Below are 20,379 nucleotides of genomic sequence, written 5' to 3'. Positions count from 1 at the left end.
AAGTAGTTGCCGGATCACCGTGTGCGACGATCTCCCGGCCGGGTAGGGCCAGGCATACCCGCAACGCTACGACCAGTGGGCTGGGTCGGACGGCGTCGCCCTGACAGGGTTCGACCATGACCCCGGACGTACCCCTGCACCTGGCGGCGGCGCTGCGCCGACGCGACCACCTGCTCTCCCCGTGGCCGTGGCGGGCGCTGGCCTACCTCGCCACCACCCTGCCGGTCGCCGCTCCCCTGTCGATCGGGCTGCTCGTCGTCGGCGCGCCCCTGATGGCCGTCCTCAACACGGTGCGGCAGGACCGCCCGGTCGAGCTGCCCATCGTCGTGTTCCTCACCGTCGTCGCCCTGCTGGTGCTCGCGTCGGCTCCGGTCGTCAGCCTCGCGGTGGCCGTGGTCGAGCGGTGGCGGCTGCGCCTGGTCGACCCGCGACCGCTGCACCGCCCCCGGTTCACAGGTCTGGCGGCCCGCTACACCAGCGCCGCGGCCTGGCGGGAGGTCGGTCACACCTTCCTGCTGGGCGGGCTCGTGCCGCTGGCGTACTGGCTGTTGTTCATGCTCGTGCTGCTCGACGCGACGCTGATCGCCAGCCCCTGGCTGGCCAGCGGCAACGACCCGGTCATCGTGGTCTGGAGCACGATCGACACCCCCCACCAGGCGATCCCGTACGCGGCCGTGGGCGTCCTGTGTGTCCCGGCGCTGGTGTACCTGGCCGTCCTGCTCGCCGCCGGCCAGGCGACGGCGACCCGTTGGCTGCTCGACGGGTCCGCCGACACCACGGCGCTGCGGGAGGTCACCCGCTCCCGGGCCCGACTGGTCGACGCGTACGAGGCCGAACGTCGCCGCATCGAGCGGGACGTGCACGACGGCGCGCAGCCCCGGCTGACCAGTCTCACCCTCCAGCTCGGCCTGGCCCGGCTGGACGTGCCCGACGACTCCCCCGCCGCCCGGCCGTTGGCCGTCGCGCACGAGCAGGCCAAGGGGCTGATGGTCACGCTCCGGCAGATCGTGCAGGGCATCCGCCCGCAGCACCTCACCGAACTCGGCCTGGCCGGTGCCGTCCGGGAACTGGCCGGGGCGGCCACCATCCCGGTCGACGTCCACGCCGACCTCGGGCAGCCGCTGCCGGAGGTGGTCGAGACCACCGCCTACTTCGTGGTGTCCGAGTCCCTGGGCAACGTGGCCCGGCACGCCCACGCGGGCCGGGCCGAGGTGCGGCTGACCCGGTCCGCCGGCAGTCTCGTGGTGGAGATCGAGGACGACGGGTGCGGCGACGCCGACCCGGCCCGGGGCAGCGGACTGACCGGGCTCGCCGACCGGGTCGCCGCCGTCGACGGCCGGCTGCTGCTGTACAGCCCGCCCGGCGGGCCTACCCTGGTGCGGGTGGAGCTGCCGTGCCCCCGGTGACCCGGGTCGTGCTCGCCGAGGACGAGGTGCTCCTGCGGGAGGGCATGATCGGCCTGCTGACCCGGTTCGACTTCGCGGTGGTCGCCGCCGTCGGCTCCGCCCCGGAGCTGCTGGACGCGGTCGACGCGCACGAACCGGACCTGGTGGTGACCGACATCCGGATGCCGCCGCAGCACCGCGACGACGGGCTACGGGCCGCCGTCACCGCCCGCGCCGCGCGCCCGCACCTCGCGGTGGTGGTCCTCAGCCAGCACGTGCAGGCCGGGTACGCCGCGGCGCTGCTCGACAGCGGGGACCGCCGTCGGGTCGGCTACCTGCTCAAGGACCGGGTCGCCGACGTCGCCGAGTTCGCCGCGACCCTGCGTCGGGTCACCGACGGCGGCACGGCCATCGACCCCGACGTGGTACGGCACCTGCTGCACCGCCCCCGCGACCCGCTCGCCGCCCTGTCCGCCCGGGAGCGGGAGGTGCTGGTGCTGCTGGCCGAGGGGCACTCCAACGCGGCGATCGCGGCCCGGCTGCACGTCACCGAGGCGGCGATCGGCAAGCACGTCGGCAACATCCTGGCCAAGCTCGACCTGCCGCCCAGCGACGACACCAACCGCCGGGTGCTCGCCGTCCTCACCTACCTGCGGACCGGCCCCGGCCGGTAGCCGGGGCGGGGTCGGGCACCGGCAGGTCCACCACCCGGGTCGCCCAGCGGGCCAGCAGCGCCGGATCGTGGGTGATCAGCAGCACGCCCGCGCGGTGCCGACGCTGGTAGTCGGTGACGACGGCGGCGACGTGGGCCTGGGTGGAGGCGTCGAGCATGGCGGTGGCCTCGTCGCAGAGCAGGTGGTCGGGGCGGTGCACGAGGGCGCGGGCCAGGCAGGCACGTTGCAACTGCCCGTCGCTGACCGCGTGCGGACGCCGGGTGAGCAGGTCGGGGGTGAGCCCGACGAGGTCGGCCAGCTCGGCCGTCCGGGCGGTCACCTGCCCGGCCGGCGTCCCGGTGGCGCGCAGCGGTTCGGCGATCAGGTCGGCCAGGCTCAACCGGGGGTCGCTGGCGGCGCGGGGGCTCTGGAACAGGATCGCCACCCGGGTCCGGACGGCGGCGGGCAGCCGGTGCCGGACCCCGGTGACGGGTTCGCCGTCGAGGGTGATCCGGCCGCCGTCCAGGGCGTGCAGGAAGGCCAGCACCCGGGCGAGGGTGGACTTGCCGCTGCCGGAGGGGCCACGCAGACCGACCGTCTCACCGGGAGCGACGTGCAGGTCGACGCGGTCGAGGACGCGCTGCCGGCCGTAGTGGACGGTGACCTGGTGCGCGGCGAGCCCGGCGGGCGCGGTCGGTCGGGTGCCGGTCGGGTCGTCGGCAGTGGTCGTCATGCCGGGGCTCCGGGGGTCAGCGGGTGGTGGCAGGCGACCTGCCCGGTGCCGGCGGCCGTCGGGCGGGGCGGGGTACGGCAGGTGTCGGTGGCCCGGGGGCAGCGGGGGGCGAACGCGCAGCCGGCGGGCAGGTCGGTGAGCATCGGCGGGTGACCGGGCACCGGGGTGAACGCCCGGTCGGGCAGGGCGTCGAGCAGCCCGGCGGTGTAGGGGTGGGCGGGCCTGTCGAACAGCTCCGGGGTGGGCCGGTGTTCGACGACGCGGCTGGCGTACATGACGGCGACGGTGTCGGCGACGCGGCGGGCGGCGGCGAGGTCGTGGGTGATGAGCAGGACGGCGGCCCCGGCGTCGCAGCGGCGGCGCAGCAGGTCCAGGGTGTGCTCCACCAGCGGCCGGTCGAGGCCGCTGGTGGGTTCGTCGGCGAGCAGCAGCGACGGGTCGGGGGCCAGCGCCAGGGCGGTGGCCAGCCGCTGGGCCATCCCCCCGGACAGCTCGTGCGGGTACCGGTCGAGGTCGGCGGGGTGCAGGCCGACGTCGGCGGCGGCCCGCTCGGCGGCGTCGGCGACGCCGCGGCGGGGGTGCCCGTGGGCGCGCAGGGTCTCCTCCAGCAGCCGCCGGCCGGTGCGCACCGGGGTGAGGGCGGTGGCCGGGCTCTGCGGGACGAGGCCGACGACCCGGCCCCGGACGTGCCGGGCGAGGTGCCGTTCGCCAGCCGCGACCAGGTCGACCGGGGTGCCGTCCGCCGGGTGCAGGTGGGCGTGCCCGGTGACGGTGGCGTTGCGGGGCAGCAGGCCGAGCAGGGCGTGCGCGAGGACGGACTTGCCGCAGCCCGACTCGCCGACCACGGCCAGCAGCTCGCCGGCGTGCAGGTCGAGGCGCAGGTCGGTGACGGCGTGCACGACGGCGTCGGGAAGCCGGAACCGGACGGTCAGCCCGTCGACGGTCAGCAACGCCGGCCGGCGGCCGGCGGCGGTGGGCGCGGTGCTGGGGGCGCTCGCGGTCACAGCTGCAACTCCGCCCGTACGCGGGGGTCGAGGCGGTCCCGCCAGCGGCCGGTGAGCACGGCCAGGGCGAGGGTGACGGCGACCAGCGCGAGGCCGGGGACGATGCTGGCCCACCACGCGCCGGTGAGCAGGGACCGCTGACCGTCGTTGATCATGTTGCCGATGGAGGCGAGGTGCGGCGGCAGGCCCAGGCCGAGGAAGGACAGCGCGGTCTCGTGCCAGACGGCGTGCGGCACCATCAGCGTGGTCGCCAGCGCGAGCCGGGGCAGCACGTGCGGCAGCAGGTGCCGGATGAGCACCCGGGCCCGGCCCGCCCCGCCGGAGATCGCGGCGTCGACGAACGGCCGGGACCGCAGGCTGAGCAGTTCGGAGCGGACGATCCGGGCGGTGGAGAGCCAGTGCGTCAACGCGATCGAGGCGACGACCGCGCCGAGGCTCGGCCGCAGCATCGCCACGATGAAGATGCCCAGCAGCAGGTGCGGCAGGGCGGCGACGGTGTCGACGACCCGCATCAGCACCCGGTCGACGCGCCCGCCGACGCTGCCGGCGACCGCGCCGACGAGACCACCGATGACGGTGGCGACCAGCGCGGCGACCACCCCGACGAGCAGCGACACGCGCAGCCCGTAGAGGCTGCGCAGGGCCACGTCCCGGCCCAGGTCGTCGGTGCCGGCCAGGTGCCCGGGCGAGGGCGCGAGCCGGGTCCGGGCGAGGTCGACGGCACTCTGGTCCAGCGGCCACAGCAGGGGGGCGAGCAGGCAGGCGACGACCGCGACGACGAGCACGGCGGCGGCCACCCCCGCGCCGGCCCGTCCACCCCGCAGCAGGATGGCCGGCCGGCGCGGCGGCAGGCGTCGGGCGGGCGGGGCGGCCGGTGGTCGGGCGAGGTCAGTCATCGAGACGTACCCGGGGGTCGGCGGCGGCGTAGCCGAGGTCGGTGGCCAGGTTCGCGGCCAGCACCACCACGGTGGTGGCCAGGGTGGTGGCGGCCAGCAGCGGGAAGTCGGCGCCCAACGCCGCCTCGACGGTGACCGCACCGAGGCCGGGCAGCGAGAACACGGTCTCCACCAGCACCGCGCCGCCGACGAGTTCAGGCAGGTGGGTGCCGACCAGGGTGAGGAAGGGCAGCAGCGCGGTGCGCAGCGCGTGGCCGAACAGGACGGTACGGCCGGGCAGCCCCCGGGCGCGGGCGGCCAGCACGTGGTCGTCGCGCAGGCTCTCGGCGACGGCGTCCCTGACGAACAGCACGAACCACGGGGCCTGGGAGATCGCCAGCACGGCCACCGGCAGCACCAGGTGCCGGGCCACGTCGGCCGGGTCGGTGCCGGTCGCGGTGATGTCGGTGAGCCCACCGGCGGGCAGCCAGCCCAGGGTGAGGGCGAACACGGCGATCGCGGCCAGCCCGATCCAGAACACCGGCATCGACTGCACGGCGTACGCGACGGACCGCAGGGCGCGGTCGAAGACGCCACCGCGCCGGTACGCCGCCAGGGTGCCCAGCAGCACGCTGGCCACCAGGACGAGGGCGAGGGCCAGGCCGACGAGCAGCAGGGTCCAGCCGGCGCGGGCGGCCAGCACCGAGGTGACCGGCTCGTGGCGGCTGGTGGACCAGCCGAGGTCGCCGCGCAGCAGGTTGCCCACCCAGCGGGCGTACTGCACCGGCAGCGGGTCGTCGACGCCCCAGTTCGCGCGGAGCTGCGCGAGGTTCTCCTCGCTGGTGGTGAAGGCCGCCGCGCCCGCGTACTGCTGCGCCGGGTCGATCGGGGAGGCAGCGCCGAGGGCGAACATGCCCATGCTGGTCGCGGCGAGCACCGGTACGGCGACCAGCAGCCGGCGGCGGATCATGACCCCGGCCCCGGCCAGCCGTCGACGATGGACCGGCGGCGGTGCCGGTGCCGTCACGACGTCTTCTCCCAGGTGTGCACGTTCCACCAGAGGCTGTTGGCGACGTCGTGTTCGTGCGGCTCGACCCGGGGCGTCACCCCGGTCACGGTGTCGCGCACCACGTAGGTGTGTTGCAGGTAGGTGAGGAACACCCACGGCACGTCGGCGGCGAGCTGCTTCTGGAAGGTGGCGTACGCGGCCCGTCGGGCGGCCGGGTCGGTGGTGTCCCGGCCGGCCTGCAGGGCGGCGTCGACGGTGGCGGACCGGTAGGAGCCGGGGTTGAAGAAGCCCTGCCCGGCGAAGGCGGAACCGAACAGCTTGAACGAGACGAAGTCCGGGTCGTACGGGGTGCCGTACCCCATGACCAGCGCGTCGGTCTTCATCCGGGGGGTGATCGCGTCCCAGGTGAGGCCCTGCGGGGTGACCGCGACACCGATCTTCCTGGCGTCGGCGGTGAACGCCAGGGCCAGTTCCTTGCGCAGGCTGTCGGTGGCCGGGTACATCAGCGTGAACGCGGCCTGCCGCCCGGCTTTGGCGCGGATGCCGTCCGGGCCCGGGGTCCAGCCGGCGGCGTCGAGGATCGCGGTGGCGGCGGCCCGGTCGGCGGTGGGCCGCCCGGTGACCGACGGCTCGGCGAACTCGGAGGTGGGCGGCACCGGGCCGAACGCCGGCTCCCCCGCCCCGCCGAGCACCCCGGTCACCATGGCCTGCCGGTCCACCGCCGCGTGCAACGCCCGGCGGACCGCCAGGTCGCCCAGGACGGGGTTGCCCATCGGCAGCATCACGCCCCGGTAGTCGGCGGTGGGGACCTTGCGTACCTGCTGACCGGCCTGGCCGTCGAATGCGGTCGCCAGCTTCGGCGGCAGTTCGGCCGCGTCGAACTCGCCGGCCCGCATCCGCTGGGCGCGGACGTTGTCGTCGGCGACGAACGCCACCACCACGCCCGGGTTCGCCGGTTTGCCACCCCAGTACCGCTCGTTCGCCGCCAGCACCAGCCGGTCCCCCGGCGTCCAGGACGTCATCCGGTACGGCCCGGTGCCGATCGGCCTGCGGTTGAACTCCGCCGTGTTGACGTCCTGCCCCTCGAACGCCTTCGCCGGCACGATGCCCAGCGCCAGCCGCTGCACGAACGGCGCGTACGGGTGCTTCAGGGTGAACACCACGGTGCCCGGGTCGGGGGCGGCGACGGAGGCGAGCATGTCGAGGTCGGAGCGGAGCGTGGAGTCGACCTTCGGGTCCAGCACCGCCTGGTAGGTGAAGACGACGTCCCGGGCGGTGAGCGGGCTGCCGTCGTGGAACAGCACCCCCTCGCGCAGGGTCGCCGTGACCGTCCGGCCGTCCGCCGACACCGTCGGCAGTTCCCGCGCCAGGGCCGGCACGAGCTGGTTGCGGGCGTCCCGGGCGACCAGCCCGTCGAAGATCAGCGACGCGCCGTCGGGGCCGTAGTTGAGCACCGGGTTGAGGGTGTCGGGCTCACCCGCGGTGGCCACCACGACCGGGCCGTCGCCGGTGCGGCCGGTCGACGACGGCGTCGGGGACGCGCAGCCGGCGACGACGGCCAGGGCGATGCCGAGCAACGCCGGCAGGCGTACGGACCGGGACGTGACGTGCTCCGGGGAGATTCCGTCCGTGCGCTTGGGCCCCACCGGCAGCTCCCTCGGGTCGTGGATCGACGCAGCGGCGGGCACTCGGGCCAGGTGGGATCATCGCAGGCCCGGGTACCCGCCACTGCTGCCACTATCGCGTAATTGCCAGTTCTTGGCAATAAGACCCGCCGCGCCCACCCGTTCGACAGGCCCGCGACACCGACCGGACCCGGAACGGACGGCGGGCCCGGAGCCGAGGCGGCTCCGGGCCCTGAGGCGTCCGTGGTCAGGAGATGGCGCAGGTGACGTTGCCGGGCGGCGGGGTGCCGTTGCCGGTGGCGGTGAACCCGAAGGTGGTCGAGCCGTTGGGCGCGAGCGCGCCGTTGTAGGCGGCGTTGCGGACGGTGACGTTGCCGGTGGTGCCGGTATTGACGCCGTTCCAGACGCTGCTGATCGCCTGGCCGCTGCCCAGGCTCAGGCCCACGGCCCAGCCGGTGATCGCGCCGGAGCTGGTGTTGGCCACGGTGACCTCGCCCTGGAAACCGCCGGGCCAGCTGTTGACCGCCTTGTAGGTGGCGGTGCAGCCGCCGGGCCCGCTGGTGGGCGGCGGGGTGGTCGGCGGAGGCGTGGTCGGCGGGGCGGTGGTGGGCGGCGGGGTCGTCGGCGGAGCGGTCGTCGGCGGGGGCGTGGTCGGCGGCGTGGTGGACTGGAACTGGCTGAAGAAGCGCCAGATCTCGCCCGAGGTCCAGGTCCGCGAGTCGTTGGGGGTGCCCGACCCGTCGACCGGGCTGGGGGTGTGGTCACCGTCGAACGCGGCCCACTGCACCGGGAAGCCGGAACGGCAGCCCGAGTAGACGGTGGTGATGTGGGTGAAGGTGTTGAGACCCGGCTCGCGCGGGCTCTGCGCGGTGCACCCGTTGTTCCGGACGAACGTGTCGCGCAGCGACCGACCCATCGAGATGTTCAGCACGCTGTCGTGGGTGCCGTGGATGCCGAAGTACGGCACCGGCTGGGTGCCGCCGTTGCAGCCGCTGAGCTGGGCACCGGACAGCACGGCGACCGCACGCACGACGGTGGGCCGGGCACAGGCCACCGCGTAGCTCATCGCGCCGCCGTAGCTCCAGCCCAGCACGAACCGCTGGGTGGTGTCCACGCACAGGTCGTTCTCGACCTGCCGGAGGATGTCGTCGAAGAGGGTCAGGTCCCGGCCGTTGGTGTTGGCCCAACCCGCGTCGATGCCCTGCGGGGCGACGAAGATGGTGCTGTTGTTGGACAGCGGCAGCAGGCCGTAGTAGCCGGCCGAGGAGACGTTCTGCGCCGAGCCGTTCAACCAGTGGAAGCCGACCACCAGCCGGTACTGGCGGTTGCGGTCGTAGCCGTCCGGCAGCCGCAGGATGTAGCTGCGGTTCTGCCCGCTGCTGGTGATCGTGCGCGTCCCGTTGCTCAACGTGGGGGCCTTGCCGCAGCCCGCCGTCGCCGCGAGGGTGCCGTTCGTCGCCGCCTCCGCCGTCGCGGAGAGACCGCCGTTCAGCGCGCCGCCGACGGTCGCCGCGAGCAGGACGGCCGCGGCGGCGATGGTCGGGAGTAGGTGTCTGTGTCTGACCATTGCTTGGCTCCTTGCCATGGGTCTGGTGTCCCGGTGGTGATACGCGGAGTCGACCCGGCGCTGGCCGGCGGGGACGGCAGGATGCGGTGGACACTCGCACCCCGTCTCCTCGCCCGGGTGGGGCGACTCGGGTGGGCGGACGCGCCCGTTCGGCGCGGACGGCACGACGGCTCGGTGGAGCGGCCCGGATCTGGTCGTCGACCGGCAGGGCGGCGCGAGGGGTGCCCTCGTGTGCCGCTGCCAACGGACTCCGACGACGGGAGACGTGCCCTTCGCTCCCGGCCGAAAGATAGCAGGTTATCGATAACATGCTCAACCGGACGGGCGGCGTCAGCTGCGGGCGCATCCTCGACCGATCCGTCGGCGGCGGGGGCTGACCTGCGCCGGGACGGGCCGACCGGCCCCGCGACCGGCAGCCGACGTCGAAACTATCGGAGGTGTCGGCTCGTAACTTTCTGGAGCCGGCCGGTCGACTGATGTGACCGTTAACGGCGACGGACAGCCGGGCGCGGGCCACCCGGCTGTCCGCTGCGACACCAGCCCGGTCGGGAGGACGCCCGACCGGGCGGCGGGGTCCGGACCGGTGGCCGGACCCCGCCGCCGGCCCGGCTCAGATGCTGGCGAGCGCCTCGGTCGGCGGCAGGGCGGCGGCCCGCATCGACGGGTAGACGCCGGCCACCACGCCCACCACCGCCGCACCGCCCAGCCCGGCCAACGTCGAGGCGAGCGGGACCACCACCGGCCACTGGTGGTACGCGGCGTAGCCGGCGGTGACGGCCAGCCCGAGCAGCGTCCCGACGACCCCGCCCAGCGACGCCAGGGCCACCGACTCGGTGAGGAACTGGCCACGGATCTGCCCCCGGTGGGCGCCGAGCGCACGCCGCAGACCGATCTCGGCCCGTCGTTCCAGCACCGAGATGACCATCGTGTTGGCCACCCCGATCCCACCCACCAGCAGCGCCACCGCCGCCAGGGCCAGAAACAGCGCCGAGAAGGCGTTCTCGGTGGCGCGCTTCGCGGCCAGCGCGTCGGAGGGGCGGCTGACCAGCACGTCGGCCGGGCTCTGCGGGTTGACCGTCTCGGGCAGCACCGCCCGGACCTGCTCCACCGCCGGCTCCAGCGACCGGACGTAGAGCACCGTGGGATGCCCGTCGAAGCCCAGCTCGGACTGCGCGGCCGGCCAGCCGACCAGCACCGACCTGTCGATGTCCGGCAGCAGCGGGACGGCGGCCAGGATGCCGACCACGGTGAACCACCTGTCGCCGATCATCACCTGCTGGCCGGGCCCGTCCCCGGCGGGCACGTCGCGCACGCCCAGCCGGGCCGCCGCGACCGCGCCGAGCACCACGGTGGGGAAGCGCGCCGTCGCCGGGGTGAGCCAGCTTCCGTGCTGGACCCGGGCGTTGATGATCGGGAGCAGGTCGAGCTGGCTGGCCAGCACCGTCAGGCCGGAGCCGTCCTCGGGGTCGGTACGGTCGGAGCGGCGGACCAGCCGGTGGGTGTTGGCGACCGCGCTGATGCTGGTCACCGGGCCCACCCGCCGGACCATGGCGGTCGACTCCTTCGGCAGCAGCGCCGGCGGGTCCTGGTCGGGCAGCGCCCGCACCTCCAGCATGTTGGTGCCGAGCGCGGACAGTTCCCGCATGAGCTGGGCCTGGCTGGAGGCCGGGATGCCGGTCACCACGATCATGGTGGCGATCCCGATGGCGATGCCGAGCGCCGACAGCGCGGCCCGGGTGCGCCGGGTACGGATGCCGAGCAGCCCCAGCCCGAGCAGGTCGGTCACGGCCAGCCGGACCGGCCGGGCGGCCTCGCGGGCCGTACCCGGATGCGCCCGGTGCGGCGTACCCCCGGTGGTGGGTGTGCTCATCGGGGCGTCACCACCCGGCCGGAGTCGGCGACCAGGTGGCCGTCGCGCAGCTCCACCCGGCGGGGCAGGCGGGCGGCGATGTCCCGGTCGTGGGTGATCACGGCGATGGTGGTCCCCTCGGCGTGCAGCCGGTACAGCAGTTCCAGGACGGCCTGGCCGGTACGGGTGTCCAGCGCGCCGGTGGGTTCGTCGGCGAGCAGCAGCGCGGGCTGGTGGACCAGGGCGCGGGCGATCGCCACCCGCTGCCGTTCCCCGCCGGAGAGCTGGTGCGGCAGGTGGGTGACGCGGTGCGCCAGGCCGACCCGGTCCAGCGCCGCGAGGGCCAGCGGCCGGCGGTCCCGGCGGGGCACCCCGGCGTAGAGCAGGCCGGTGGCGACGTTCTCGGCTGCGGTGAGCCCGGCGGTGAGGTGGAACTGCTGGAAGACGAAGCCCAGCCAGCGCCCGCGCAGCGCGGACAACTGCCGGTCGGAGAGCCCGGCCACGTCGAGGCCGCCGAGATGCACCGTGCCGGAGGTCGGCCGGTCCAGCGTGCCCATGATGTGCAGCAGGGTCGACTTGCCGGAGCCGGACGGGCCGACGATGGCCAGCATCTCGCCCTCGGTGATGTCGAGCGAGACGCCGGCGAGGGCGGTGACCCCACCCGGGTAGCGCATGGCGGCGTCGCGTACGGCCAGCACGGTCACGAGGCGGTCACCACCGCGAGATCCTCGGTGATCCCGTCGCCGGAGACCTCGACCATGCCCTTGGCGAACATGCCGGTGGTGACGGCGACGAACCGTCCACCGTCGGCCAGTTGCAGCGCGTAGCCGCCCTCACTGAGCGCCACCAGCGCGCCGACCGGTACGGCGAGGACGCCCTCCCGGGTCTCGCCGGCCAGGTCGACCTGCACGTCGGCGGCGTCGATCCCGGTCAGGTCGTCGTCCACGGTCACCGTGACGGCCCGCTTCGGCGTGCCGGTCGGGCCGGAGTCGTCCTGGGTGACGGCGGTGGCGACCGCCGAGACGGTGCCGTCGACGGTCTTGTCGCCCGGCAGCGTGACCGTCACCCGGTCGCCCCGCTGGATGGTGCCGGCCTCGGCCACCTCGGCCTGGACGGTGATCACCTTCGCGGTCGGGGTGACGGTCAACAGCGGCGTCTCGGCGGGGTCCCCGCGCAGCGCGGTGACGGCGTCGACCCGGACCGCGCCGGGCAGCACGGCCACGTCGCCGACGGCGATCCGGCCGGTCACCGGCAGTTCGGCGTCCTGCTGCCAGCGCTTGATGGCCCGCATCAGCGAGCCGGTCAGCACCCCCTCGCCCTTGCGGACGACGACCCGGGCCGGGGCGGCGGCCGTCGGCGTGGGTGCCGCCGCGCCCTGCCCGGAGGTGCCCCTGTCCTGCTCCGGTGCCGCCTGCTGCCCGGTGGGCGGGGTGGAGGTGGCGGGCTTCACCGGCCGGGAGACCTTCTCCCCCGGCACGGGCTGGTAGCCGATCTCGTACCCCAGCGCCTTGAGGTTGGTGGCGACGACCCGCACGTCGCGGCCGACCGTGCCGGGTTCGGCCAGGTCGCGGTAGAGCGGCAGGCCGCCGTAGAACAGCGGCACCGGCTGGTCGTCGATCCGGTAGAGCTGCCTGCCCCGGGTCACCGTCGCGCCGGCCGGGGGCAGCCAGGTGACCGTCCCGCTCCGGCCACCCTTCACCGGTTCCGCCCGCCCGTATCCGAGGGTGCCGGTCAGCGACACGGTGGTGGCGAGGTCGGTCCGTACGACGGTGGTGGTCTGCACCGGGACCGGCGGGTTCCCGCCGGCCGTGGCCGGAGCACGGTGGACGGACCAGACGACGCCGCTGGCGACGACCGCCACCACCAGGGTCAGCACGGCCGGGACGACGACGCGTCGACCGGTACGGCGCGGTGGGCTCTGCGCTGGTGACTGTTCTGTTGACACACCGCGAGCATGGCGACGGTTCTTCAGAAACCTGTCAGGTCCGCCGAATCCACACGGGTTCCTGACATCACGCCCCGATCGTGGGCAGCATGTCGCACACGTTCCTCACCATGGTCCGCTTCGCCGTACCGGCGCTGGTGGTCGGTTGTCTGCTCGCCGGTTGTTCCGCCGCACCGACCGACGACCGGGCCGACGGCTCGCGGGTGGCCTCGGTGCAGAGCCCGACCACCCGCGCCACCGGTCCCGCCGACGTCGAGGACCGGCGTCCGGTGATCCCCCTCGACGCCACCAACGACGAGATCGAGGCCCTGCGGGCGGCCTGGGGACGGTGTGTGGCGAAGGAGGGCGGACCCGGCTACGAGGACGGCCGGAGCGTGATCTGGAAGGAGAGCCAGAACGACCCGAAGGCGAAGCGGGTCCGGGCGGCCTGCCGGTCGACGGAGCCGGAGTTCTTCGAGGAGCGCCAGAAGCGTACGGACAACGCGGCGTTCCGCGACAACCAGCGCGAGTGGTACCAGTGCGCCGAGCAGGCCGGTTACCGGTTGACCGCGCCCGACGAGGACGGCGAGTTCGGCATCACCGAGGTCGGCCCGAACGGTGACTTCCAGTCGCCCAAGATGACGGCGTGCCGGCGGGAGGCGTTCCGGCGGTGACCTGGGCGTCGGGCGATCCACCTGCACGACATCCACCTTTCGGCTGGCGATCTGCAATCCGTTCGGGTAACGTCGCGTCCAACAAATGGACTACATGACGCGGTGACCGTTCCCGTGATCGTGACCCTGCGACAGCGCGCAGCCCGTCCGCGTGCTCCGGCGTCAGCCGATGTGTCGCCTCCGATCAGCGGGCACCTGCGGAAGGTCCAGCATGCTCAGCACCTCCGAACCGGCTCTCGACCCGACCAGCACCGCCGACGAACTGGTGGCCACGATGGCCGCCCTGCCGGCCGACGATCCGCGTCGCCCGGCGCTGCGGACCCGGGCCATCGAGGCGTGGCTGCCGCTCGCCCGGCACCTGGCCCGCCGCTACACCGGGCGCGGCGTCCAGGACGACGACCTCATCCAGACCGCGGCCCTCGGGCTGATCAAGGCGGTCGACCACTTCGACCCGGCCCGGGGCGTCGCCTTCACCGGGTACGCCATCCCCACCGTCATCGGCGAGATCAAGCGGTACTTCCGGGACCGCACCTGGTCGGTCCGGGTCCCCCGCCGGCTCCAGGAGCTGCGCCTGGCGATCAGCGAGGCGAACGGCACCCTCGCCCACACGCTGGGGCGCTCGCCGACCGTCGCCGACATCGCCGGCTACCTCGACCTGTCCGAGGAGACCGTCCTGGAGGGCCTGGAGGGGGCCCGCGCCTACCGGGCGACCTCGCTGTCCACCCCCATCGGCACCGACACCGGCATGGAACTCGCCGACACCCTCGGCGCCGACGACCACGACCTCGAACTCGTCGAGATCCACGTCGCCCTCGCCCCCGCCCTCGCCGCCCTGCCGGAACGCGAACGGCTGATCCTGACCCTGCGGTTCCACGGCAACCTGACCCAGTCGGAGATCGCCGACCGGGTCGGCATCTCCCAGATGCACGTCTCCCGGCTGATCAGCCGGGCGCTGGCCACCCTGCGCGGCCGGCTCGCCGCCGGGTGAGTACGGCTGGCCACCACGGGTAATCCGCGCCCATGGCGCGCTACACGAAACCCGAGCTGCGCGAGCAGCTCAAGGAGGAGATCCGGGCCGGCGACCGGGGCGGACGACCGGGGCAGTGGTCGGCGCGCAAGTCGCAACTGCTGACCCGCGAGTACCAGCAGCGCGGCGGCGGCTACCAGGGCCCGCGGGACGAGCGGCAGCAGTCCCTGCGCCGCTGGGGCGACCAGAGGTGGCGGACCAGGCAGGGCACCACCCGGGCCCGGCACGACGGTGAGACCGACAGGTACCTGCCCGACAAGGCGTGGAAGCAGCTCTCCCCGCAGCAGCAACGGGCCACCGACGCGCGCAAGCGCCGGGCGTCGACCTCCGGTCGGCAGTACGTGGCCAACACCGGCCCGGCCCGACGCGCACGCCGCGACGCGACCTCGGGTGGTTCGCTGACCGAGCTGACCGTGGCCGAGGCGACGAAGCGCGTCCGCGATCTCGACACCGCACAACTACGGGCCGCCCTGCGGGCCGAACGCCGGGGCAGGGGCCGTAAGACGCTCATCAGTCGGCTGGAGTCCGCGCTGGCCCGCCGCTGACCGGACCGGGTCCGCCCGCGTCGGTCGGGCCACCGCCCGGTCGCCGGGCCGCTCGCCCGTGAGGCGGCTGGCACCGGGAGTGCATATGCTCGACGGGTGGAGGACAGCGAGCAGATCGTGCTGGCCGAGATGCTGCAGTCGGCCGAGGACGCCGCGCCGGTCGAGGCGGTCGAGGCGGTCACCGGGGCCATCGCCTCGGCACTGAACGCGCTCGGCGTCGCCCTGCTGATCGCCGATCTCAGCGGCCGGGCCCTGGTCCGGCTGACCCATCAGCCGGGCGTCGCCGGGCCGGGCCGCCTCCACGGCGAGGAACTCGCCGAGGTGCTGCCCTTCGACGGCGGCCCCTACGAGCAGGCGGTCCGCCACCAGGTCCCCCAGGTGCTGGCCGGTGACGACCGGTGGACGCTGCTCGCCCCGGTCACCGAACGCGGCGAGGCCATCGGGCTGCTGGAGATCGACCTGCCCGACGAGCCGGACACCGAGGTGATCGAGCGGGTCGCCCGTACGGCGCACGCGTTGGCGTTCGTGGTGATCGCCAACCGGCGGCACACCGACCTGTTCGAGTGGGGGCAGCGCAGCACCCCGTTCACCCTCTCGGCCGAGATCCAGCGACGACTGCTGCCCTCCTCGTTCACCTGCGAGGCCGGGGCGTTCGCCCTGTCCGGCTGGTTGGAGCCGGCCGCCAGCGTGGGCGGGGACACCTTCGACTACAGCGTGGCCCGGGACGTGCTGCACCTGAGCGTCACCGACGCGATGGGCCACGGGGTCGCCAGTGCGCTGACCGCCACCCTCGGGGTGGGCAGCCTGCGCAACACCCGCCGCCGGGGGCTGGGCCTCACCGGGCAGGCCGAGGAGGCCAACCGCGCCATCGCCGCACACGCCAACGTCCGTGGCGCGTACGTGACGGCGGTGCTGGGCCGCATCGAGTTGTCCACCGGGCGCTGCGAGCTGCTCAACGCCGGGCACGTCCCGCCGATGCTGGTCCGCGACGGCCGGAGCACGGTGCTGGAGCTGCCCGGCAACTTTCCGTTGGGCATGTTCCCCGAGGCGGGGTTCCGCAGCGGGGAGGTCGTCCTGCGGCCCGGTGACCGGCTGGTCGTGGTGACCGACGGGATGCGCGAACGCAACGCCGCCGATCTCGACCTGCCCGCCGCCCTGCACGACATCGCGTCGTTGCACCCCCGCGAGGCGGTCCGGGCGCTGTCGGACGCGGTGCTGGCCACCGCCGGCCCCGAGCTGGCCGACGACGCCACCCTGATGATCATCGACTGGTACGGCGGCCACGGGCCGCGCCGCAGCACCGCCGGCGCGGACACCGACCGCGCCAGCGCCCCGTCCGGCTGAGGACGCTCACGCCACCGGGGCCGCCGCCTCGGCGTCGCGTACCGTGTCGAAGACCGCGATGACCTGGTCGACCGAGGTGATCGACAACACCGTGCGGACCGACCGGCGCACCCCGGCCAGCCCCAGCCAGCCGCCGCGTTCCCGCAGCTCACGATAGGCGACCACCAGCGCGCCGAGGCCGCTGGAGTCCATGAAGCCGACGCCGGCCAGGTCGACCACCACCACCCGGGCGCCACCCTCGATCACCTCGCGTAACCGTTCCCGCAGCTGGGGGGTGGTGCTCATGTCGAGGTCGCCGGCGACTTCGACCACCGTGCCGGCCCCCTCCCGGCGGGTCGACAGCGTGAATTCCACCCGAACCCCCTTCGTCGAGGCGTACCGGACATCCGGTGACGCGGTACCTCGTACCCACGGTGCCAGAAACCGAACATGAGCGCTCGGAGACGTCCGCCGGGTGTCCGGGTACGGGTGGCCACTCGACGGTTGGCGTAAGGACCGGGGCGGCGGCTCCTACGACTGTCGTGACCTGCGTGAGCGCCCGGGAGCAATTGCGGACGGCTTGCCGCGCAAACGCGTACATAACTCACATGGATGTCTTGACCAGCACCGCACGGTCGGTACGGTCCTTACTCACGCGACGCGTTTCTCCCGATGTGGACGTCGCGGCTGGTCTTCGATCGGAAGGCGACACATGACAACTCCCCCAACCACCAGGGCACGCCGGGGTCGACGGACCCTCGGCCTGATAGCCGCAGGGCTGCTGCTGGCCGGTGCGCTCCCCGGCACCGCGTCGGCGGCGGACCCCGATCCGCGCGTCGGCCTCGGCGGCGGCTGGCTCGACGCGCAGTCCGCGATCAGCAACCTGGAACACGTCGCGCACCGCGACAAGGCCGCCGGGTTCGTCGACCCGACGAACCCAGGCAACGGCGGGTACTACAACTCGGATCTCGCCTTCGGTGGCCGGTACGCCTTCCAGGGCAACTACAACGGGTTCACCATCGTCGACATCGCCGACCCGGCCGAGCCGACGCTGGTCACCAGCGTCGTGTGCCCCGGCGGGCAGGGCGACCTCTCGGTGCAGGGCAACCTGCTGTTCATGTCGGTCGAGGAGAGCCGGGGTCGGGTCGACTGCGGCACCAACCCCAACGTCGGCACCCGGTTCCAGGGGGTGCGGGTCTTCGACATCAGCGACGTCCGCAGCCCGGTGCAGGTGGCCGCCGTCCAACTCTGCCGTGGCTCGCACACGCACTCCGTGGTGACCGACCCCCGCGACGCCGACAACGTCTACGTCTACGTCTCCGGCACCACCTCGGTCCGCCCGGCGACCACGATGGAGGGTTGCAACAACAACGCCGCCGACGGGGAGAACCCGTCGCGGTGGCGGATCGACGTCATCAAGGTGCCGGTGGCCGCGCCGCAGAACGCCGCCGTGGTGAACCAGCCGAGGCTGTTCCAGGACCCGGTCACCGGTCGGGTCGACGGCCTCCAGAACGGCCCGGTCACGCCCCGGCACCCGTCCGGGTCGACCTGGTCGCCGACGCCGAACACCAACGCCTGCCACGACATCACCGCGTACCCGGAGATCGGGCTGGCGGCCGGCGCGTGCCAGGGCAACGGCATCCTGATCGACATCTCCGACCCGGCGAACCCGAAGCGGATCGACGAGGTCGCCGACCCGAACTTCGCGTACTGGCACTCGGCGACGTTCAACAACGACGGCACCAAGGTGATCTTCACCGACGAGTGGGGCGGTGGCAGCGGCGCACGCTGCCGCGACACCGACCAGCCGCAGTGGGGTGCCAATGCCATCTTCGACATCGTCGACAGGAAGATGACCTTCGCCAGCTACTACAAGCTGCCGGTGCCGCAGTCGCTGCAGGAGAACTGCGTCGCGCACAACGGCTCGCTGATCCCGGTGCCCGGCCGCGACGTCATGATGCAGGCCTGGTACCAGGGCGGCATCTCGGTGTTCGACTTCACCGACTCGAAGAACCCGCGCGAGATCGCATACTTCGACCGGGGCCCGGTCAACCCGAACGCGCTCGTGCTGGGCGGCTTCTGGTCGGCGTACTGGTACAACGGCAACCTGTACGGCAACGAGATCGCCCGCGGCTTCGACGTGTTCGCGCTGAAGCCCAGCGCCCACCTGTCGGCGGCCGAGATCGAGGCCGCCGCCCAGGTGAAGCTCGCCGGGTTCAACGCCCAGGGGCAACCGAAGATCAGTTGGACGCCGAGCTTCGCGCTCGTCCGCGCATACCACGACCAGGGGGTACGGGCCGGCACGATCGACCCGGCGTTGAGCGCGGAGGTCGACACGACCCTGGGCCGGGCCAGCGGGTTCGCCGCCGAGGGCAAGCGGTTCGCCGCCGAGGCGCAACTGCGCACGCTCGCCGACCGGCTGGACGCCGCAGCGTACGGGACGCTCCGCCAGGCCGTGGTGGACCTCGCGGACACCTTCAACCCCCGGGTCTCCGCCACGGTGGGCCCGGCCGAGCCGACCGGTAACAACGGCTGGTACACCGGTGCCGTCACGCTCACCCTGACCGGCCTGATCCCCGGCATGTGGACCGGCCAGTACTCCGTCGACGACGGCGCAACCTGGGTGGACGTTCCGGCCAGCGGCGTCGCGACGATCAGCGCCGAGGTCAGGGGTCCGGTGCGGTACCGGGCGGTCGACGCGGCCGGCAACACCTCCCGGCAGGGCAGCCAGTGGCTCAAGATCGACCGGACCGCCCCCGAGGTGCAGGTGTCCGGGCTGACCGACGGCACGGCGTACGGTGACTCCGGCACGGTGACGGTGGACTGGACGGTCACCGACACCGGCTCCGGGCCCGGCATCAACCCGGACAGCGCACTGCTGGACGGCAAGCGGGTCGCCCGTGGGGCGACGGTCACCCTGTCCGGCCTCCCGCTGGGCAACCACACCCTGACGGTGACCGCGAAGGACAAGGCCGGCAACACCACCAACCGGTCCGTCACGTTCACCACCACCACGTCCTTCGCCGACCTGCAGGCCCTCGTCGACGGTTACCGGTCCGCCGGCACCGTCAGCGCGGGCAACGCCGACAAGCTGACCACCAGCCTCGGCAAGGCCGGCGCGGCGGCCTCCGCAGGCCAGCCGGCGGAGGCGGTCGGGCACCTGACCGCCTTCCTCGACCAGGCCGGCGCGCTCAACGCCATCGGGGCGCGCACCCTGCTGGTCCGCGACGCACGCGCGCTGATCGACCAGCTCGACGGGTAACCCGACCGGTCCGACGGACCGGCGGGTCGTGCAGAACCGGGGCCTGCCCAGCGTCGCTGGGCAGGCCCCGGCCGCTCCCGGCTCCCTATGACGAGCCGAAGCCGCCCACGGAGGCCGACCCCGGCCCTACGCGGGCCAGGCCGGGGGTGCAGCCGGGCCTGCGCCGGGCGGGGCGGTGACTCAGCCCAGCTTGGCCAGCATCTGCTGCATGCGCTGGATCTCGATGCCCTGGTCGGCGTTGACCTCGCGGGCGAACTGGTCGCTCGCCGGTTCCAGGCCACCGCCGGCGGCGTACAACTGCTCCACCATGGTCAGTGCGCCCTGGTGGTGGCGGATCATCGCGGTGAGGAAGAGCCTGTCGAACTCCGTCCCGCGCGCCCGCTTGAGCTGCTCGAACTGGGCGGCGGTGAGCATCCCCGGCATGAGCGCGTCGTGCGCCGCCCCGTCGTGGCCGCCGGCGGCCGGCACGTTGCGCTCGGCGAGCCAGGTACGCATCCGGGCGATCTCGTCGCCCTGTGACACCTCGATCCGCTTGGCCAGCAGCGTCACGTCGGGGCTGGTGGTGCGCCCGGCCAGCAGCGCGGTCATCGCCAGGGCCTGGGTGTGGTGCGGGATCATGCCCTGCACGAACCGGCTGTCGGCGGCGGTGAACCCGGGCGGTGAGACCTGCGACAGGTCGGTGCCGGACAGTTGCCGGCCCGGCTGCCCGGGTGCGCCGGGCTGCACCACCCGCGACGACGTCGGCGGTTGGTACGCCGGGTCGTCCCGGCCGGCCCAGACGGCGACACCCACCGCCGTGGCGAGGACGGCCGTGGCGACCACACCGGAAACGACCACGCGACGGGGCAGCGGCACGGTTCACCTACCAGTCCTGGCTTGAGCTGCGCGGATTCCATGGGCATAGTGCCTCACCCCCGACCCCGG

The 20,379-nt window shown here is 73.8% G+C and carries 18 protein-coding genes; 7 read left to right on the top strand and 11 right to left on the bottom strand.

All coding sequences use genetic code 11. The features are described from left to right. Nucleotides 1-116 precede the first annotated feature (116 nt). Entirely contained in the window at nt 117-1,406 is a 1,290-nt protein-coding gene (locus ACN261_RS12025; protein WP_425850065.1) for a sensor histidine kinase, read from the top strand. Beyond that, nucleotides 1,394-2,059 (top strand): response regulator, encoded by a 666-nt coding sequence (locus ACN261_RS12020; protein WP_421485260.1) that lies wholly within the window; start codon nt 1,394-1,396, stop codon nt 2,057-2,059. The genes ACN261_RS12025 and ACN261_RS12020 overlap by 13 nt, the downstream gene beginning before the upstream one ends. Here the strand turns inward: ACN261_RS12020 and ACN261_RS12015 are convergent. The 9 genes from ACN261_RS12015 to ACN261_RS11975 form a co-directional block, all read right to left on the bottom strand. Beyond that, entirely contained in the window at nt 2,028-2,771 is a 744-nt protein-coding gene (locus tag ACN261_RS12015; RefSeq protein ID WP_425850061.1) for an ABC transporter ATP-binding protein, read from the bottom strand. The genes ACN261_RS12020 and ACN261_RS12015 overlap by 32 nt on opposite strands. Continuing rightward, nucleotides 2,768-3,775: an ABC transporter ATP-binding protein gene (locus ACN261_RS12010; protein ID WP_421485257.1), complete on the bottom strand. Its 1,008-nt coding sequence runs from the start codon at nt 3,773-3,775 to the stop codon at nt 2,768-2,770. Before ACN261_RS12010 ends, ACN261_RS12015 begins: the two co-directional genes overlap by 4 nt. Further along, nucleotides 3,772-4,671: an ABC transporter permease gene (locus tag ACN261_RS12005; RefSeq protein WP_421485255.1), complete on the bottom strand. Its 900-nt coding sequence runs from the start codon at nt 4,669-4,671 to the stop codon at nt 3,772-3,774. Before ACN261_RS12005 ends, ACN261_RS12010 begins: the two co-directional genes overlap by 4 nt. Next, the gene (locus tag ACN261_RS12000; RefSeq protein WP_421485254.1) at nt 4,664-5,677 is read right to left on the bottom strand and encodes an ABC transporter permease; all 1,014 of its coding nucleotides are present in this window, start codon (nt 5,675-5,677) and stop codon (nt 4,664-4,666) included. Before ACN261_RS12000 ends, ACN261_RS12005 begins: the two co-directional genes overlap by 8 nt. After that, nucleotides 5,674-7,305 (bottom strand): ABC transporter substrate-binding protein, encoded by a 1,632-nt coding sequence (locus ACN261_RS11995; protein ID WP_425850058.1) that lies wholly within the window; start codon nt 7,303-7,305, stop codon nt 5,674-5,676. Before ACN261_RS11995 ends, ACN261_RS12000 begins: the two co-directional genes overlap by 4 nt. A 226-nt stretch (nt 7,306-7,531) precedes the next feature. After that, nucleotides 7,532-8,851 carry a cellulose binding domain-containing protein gene (locus ACN261_RS11990; protein ID WP_425850055.1) on the bottom strand — a complete coding sequence of 440 codons (1,320 nt, stop codon included), beginning with the start codon at nt 8,849-8,851 and terminating at the stop codon, nt 7,532-7,534. 610 nt (nt 8,852-9,461) lie between these two features. Continuing rightward, nucleotides 9,462-10,721 (bottom strand): ABC transporter permease, encoded by a 1,260-nt coding sequence (locus ACN261_RS11985; RefSeq protein ID WP_421485248.1) that lies wholly within the window; start codon nt 10,719-10,721, stop codon nt 9,462-9,464. Further along, nucleotides 10,718-11,374 (bottom strand): ABC transporter ATP-binding protein, encoded by a 657-nt coding sequence (locus ACN261_RS11980; protein ID WP_088643779.1) that lies wholly within the window; start codon nt 11,372-11,374, stop codon nt 10,718-10,720. Before ACN261_RS11980 ends, ACN261_RS11985 begins: the two co-directional genes overlap by 4 nt. Nucleotides 11,375-11,400: 26 nt before the next feature. After that, a complete protein-coding gene (locus ACN261_RS11975; RefSeq protein WP_421485247.1) occupies nt 11,401-12,645 on the bottom strand; it encodes a hypothetical protein in 1,245 nt (414 codons plus the stop codon). 89 nt (nt 12,646-12,734) lie between these two features. Here ACN261_RS11975 and ACN261_RS11970 point away from each other — a divergent pair, with 89 nt between their 5' ends. From ACN261_RS11970 to ACN261_RS11955, 4 genes are all read left to right on the top strand, one after another. Further along, on the top strand, nt 12,735-13,298 hold the full coding sequence (locus tag ACN261_RS11970; RefSeq protein ID WP_425850052.1) for a hypothetical protein: 564 nt from the start codon (nt 12,735-12,737) through the stop codon (nt 13,296-13,298). Between the two features lie 211 nt (nt 13,299-13,509). After that, nucleotides 13,510-14,286, top strand: a complete 777-nt coding sequence (locus ACN261_RS11965) for a SigB/SigF/SigG family RNA polymerase sigma factor (RefSeq protein WP_421485243.1) — start codon at nt 13,510-13,512, stop codon at nt 14,284-14,286. Between the two features lie 32 nt (nt 14,287-14,318). Continuing rightward, the gene (locus ACN261_RS11960) at nt 14,319-14,870 is read left to right on the top strand and encodes a hypothetical protein (RefSeq protein WP_421485242.1); all 552 of its coding nucleotides are present in this window, start codon (nt 14,319-14,321) and stop codon (nt 14,868-14,870) included. Between the two features lie 96 nt (nt 14,871-14,966). Next, the gene (locus ACN261_RS11955) at nt 14,967-16,214 is read left to right on the top strand and encodes a PP2C family protein-serine/threonine phosphatase (protein WP_421485240.1); all 1,248 of its coding nucleotides are present in this window, start codon (nt 14,967-14,969) and stop codon (nt 16,212-16,214) included. 6 nt (nt 16,215-16,220) lie between these two features. On the opposite strand, the gene ACN261_RS11950 is transcribed toward ACN261_RS11955, so the two are convergent. Further along, nucleotides 16,221-16,568, bottom strand: a complete 348-nt coding sequence (locus ACN261_RS11950; protein WP_421485239.1) for an STAS domain-containing protein — start codon at nt 16,566-16,568, stop codon at nt 16,221-16,223. A 337-nt stretch (nt 16,569-16,905) separates the two neighbouring features. Between ACN261_RS11950 and ACN261_RS11945 the strand changes: the two genes are divergently transcribed. Continuing rightward, nucleotides 16,906-19,455 (top strand): FIMAH domain-containing protein, encoded by a 2,550-nt coding sequence (locus ACN261_RS11945; RefSeq protein ID WP_421485237.1) that lies wholly within the window; start codon nt 16,906-16,908, stop codon nt 19,453-19,455. Between the two features lie 180 nt (nt 19,456-19,635). Here ACN261_RS11945 and ACN261_RS11940 read toward each other — a convergent pair whose 3' ends face one another. Then, nucleotides 19,636-20,310 carry a DUF305 domain-containing protein gene (locus ACN261_RS11940; RefSeq protein WP_421485236.1) on the bottom strand — a complete coding sequence of 225 codons (675 nt, stop codon included), beginning with the start codon at nt 20,308-20,310 and terminating at the stop codon, nt 19,636-19,638. Nucleotides 20,311-20,379 lie beyond the last annotated feature (69 nt).

This window comes from Micromonospora sp. WMMD723, from assembly GCF_049863385.1.
Lineage (GTDB): Bacteria > Actinomycetota > Actinomycetes > Mycobacteriales > Micromonosporaceae > Micromonospora > Micromonospora wenchangensis.
Note: the sequence above shows the minus strand (reverse complement) of the source record. Positions and strands in the feature narration are given on the sequence as shown.

Bases quoted from the DNA above. Each gene is read 5' to 3' on its own strand.
- ACN261_RS11970 (WP_425850052.1), top strand. From the start codon at position 12,735: ATGTCGCACACGTTCCTCACCATGGTCCGCTTCGCCGTACCGGCGCTG.
- ACN261_RS11985 (WP_421485248.1), bottom strand. From the start codon at position 10,721: ATGAGCACACCCACCACCGGGGGTACGCCGCACCGGGCGCATCCGGGT.
- ACN261_RS11965 (WP_421485243.1), top strand. From the start codon at position 13,510: ATGCTCAGCACCTCCGAACCGGCTCTCGACCCGACCAGCACCGCCGAC.
- ACN261_RS11980 (WP_088643779.1), bottom strand. From the start codon at position 11,374: ATGCGCTACCCGGGTGGGGTCACCGCCCTCGCCGGCGTCTCGCTCGAC.
- ACN261_RS11990 (WP_425850055.1), bottom strand. From the start codon at position 8,851: ATGGTCAGACACAGACACCTACTCCCGACCATCGCCGCCGCGGCCGTC.
- ACN261_RS12025 (WP_425850065.1), top strand. From the start codon at position 117: ATGACCCCGGACGTACCCCTGCACCTGGCGGCGGCGCTGCGCCGACGC.
- ACN261_RS11960 (WP_421485242.1), top strand. From the start codon at position 14,319: ATGGCGCGCTACACGAAACCCGAGCTGCGCGAGCAGCTCAAGGAGGAG.
- ACN261_RS11945 (WP_421485237.1), top strand. From the start codon at position 16,906: ATGACAACTCCCCCAACCACCAGGGCACGCCGGGGTCGACGGACCCTC.
- ACN261_RS12005 (WP_421485255.1), bottom strand. From the start codon at position 4,671: ATGACTGACCTCGCCCGACCACCGGCCGCCCCGCCCGCCCGACGCCTG.
- ACN261_RS12015 (WP_425850061.1), bottom strand. From the start codon at position 2,771: ATGACGACCACTGCCGACGACCCGACCGGCACCCGACCGACCGCGCCC.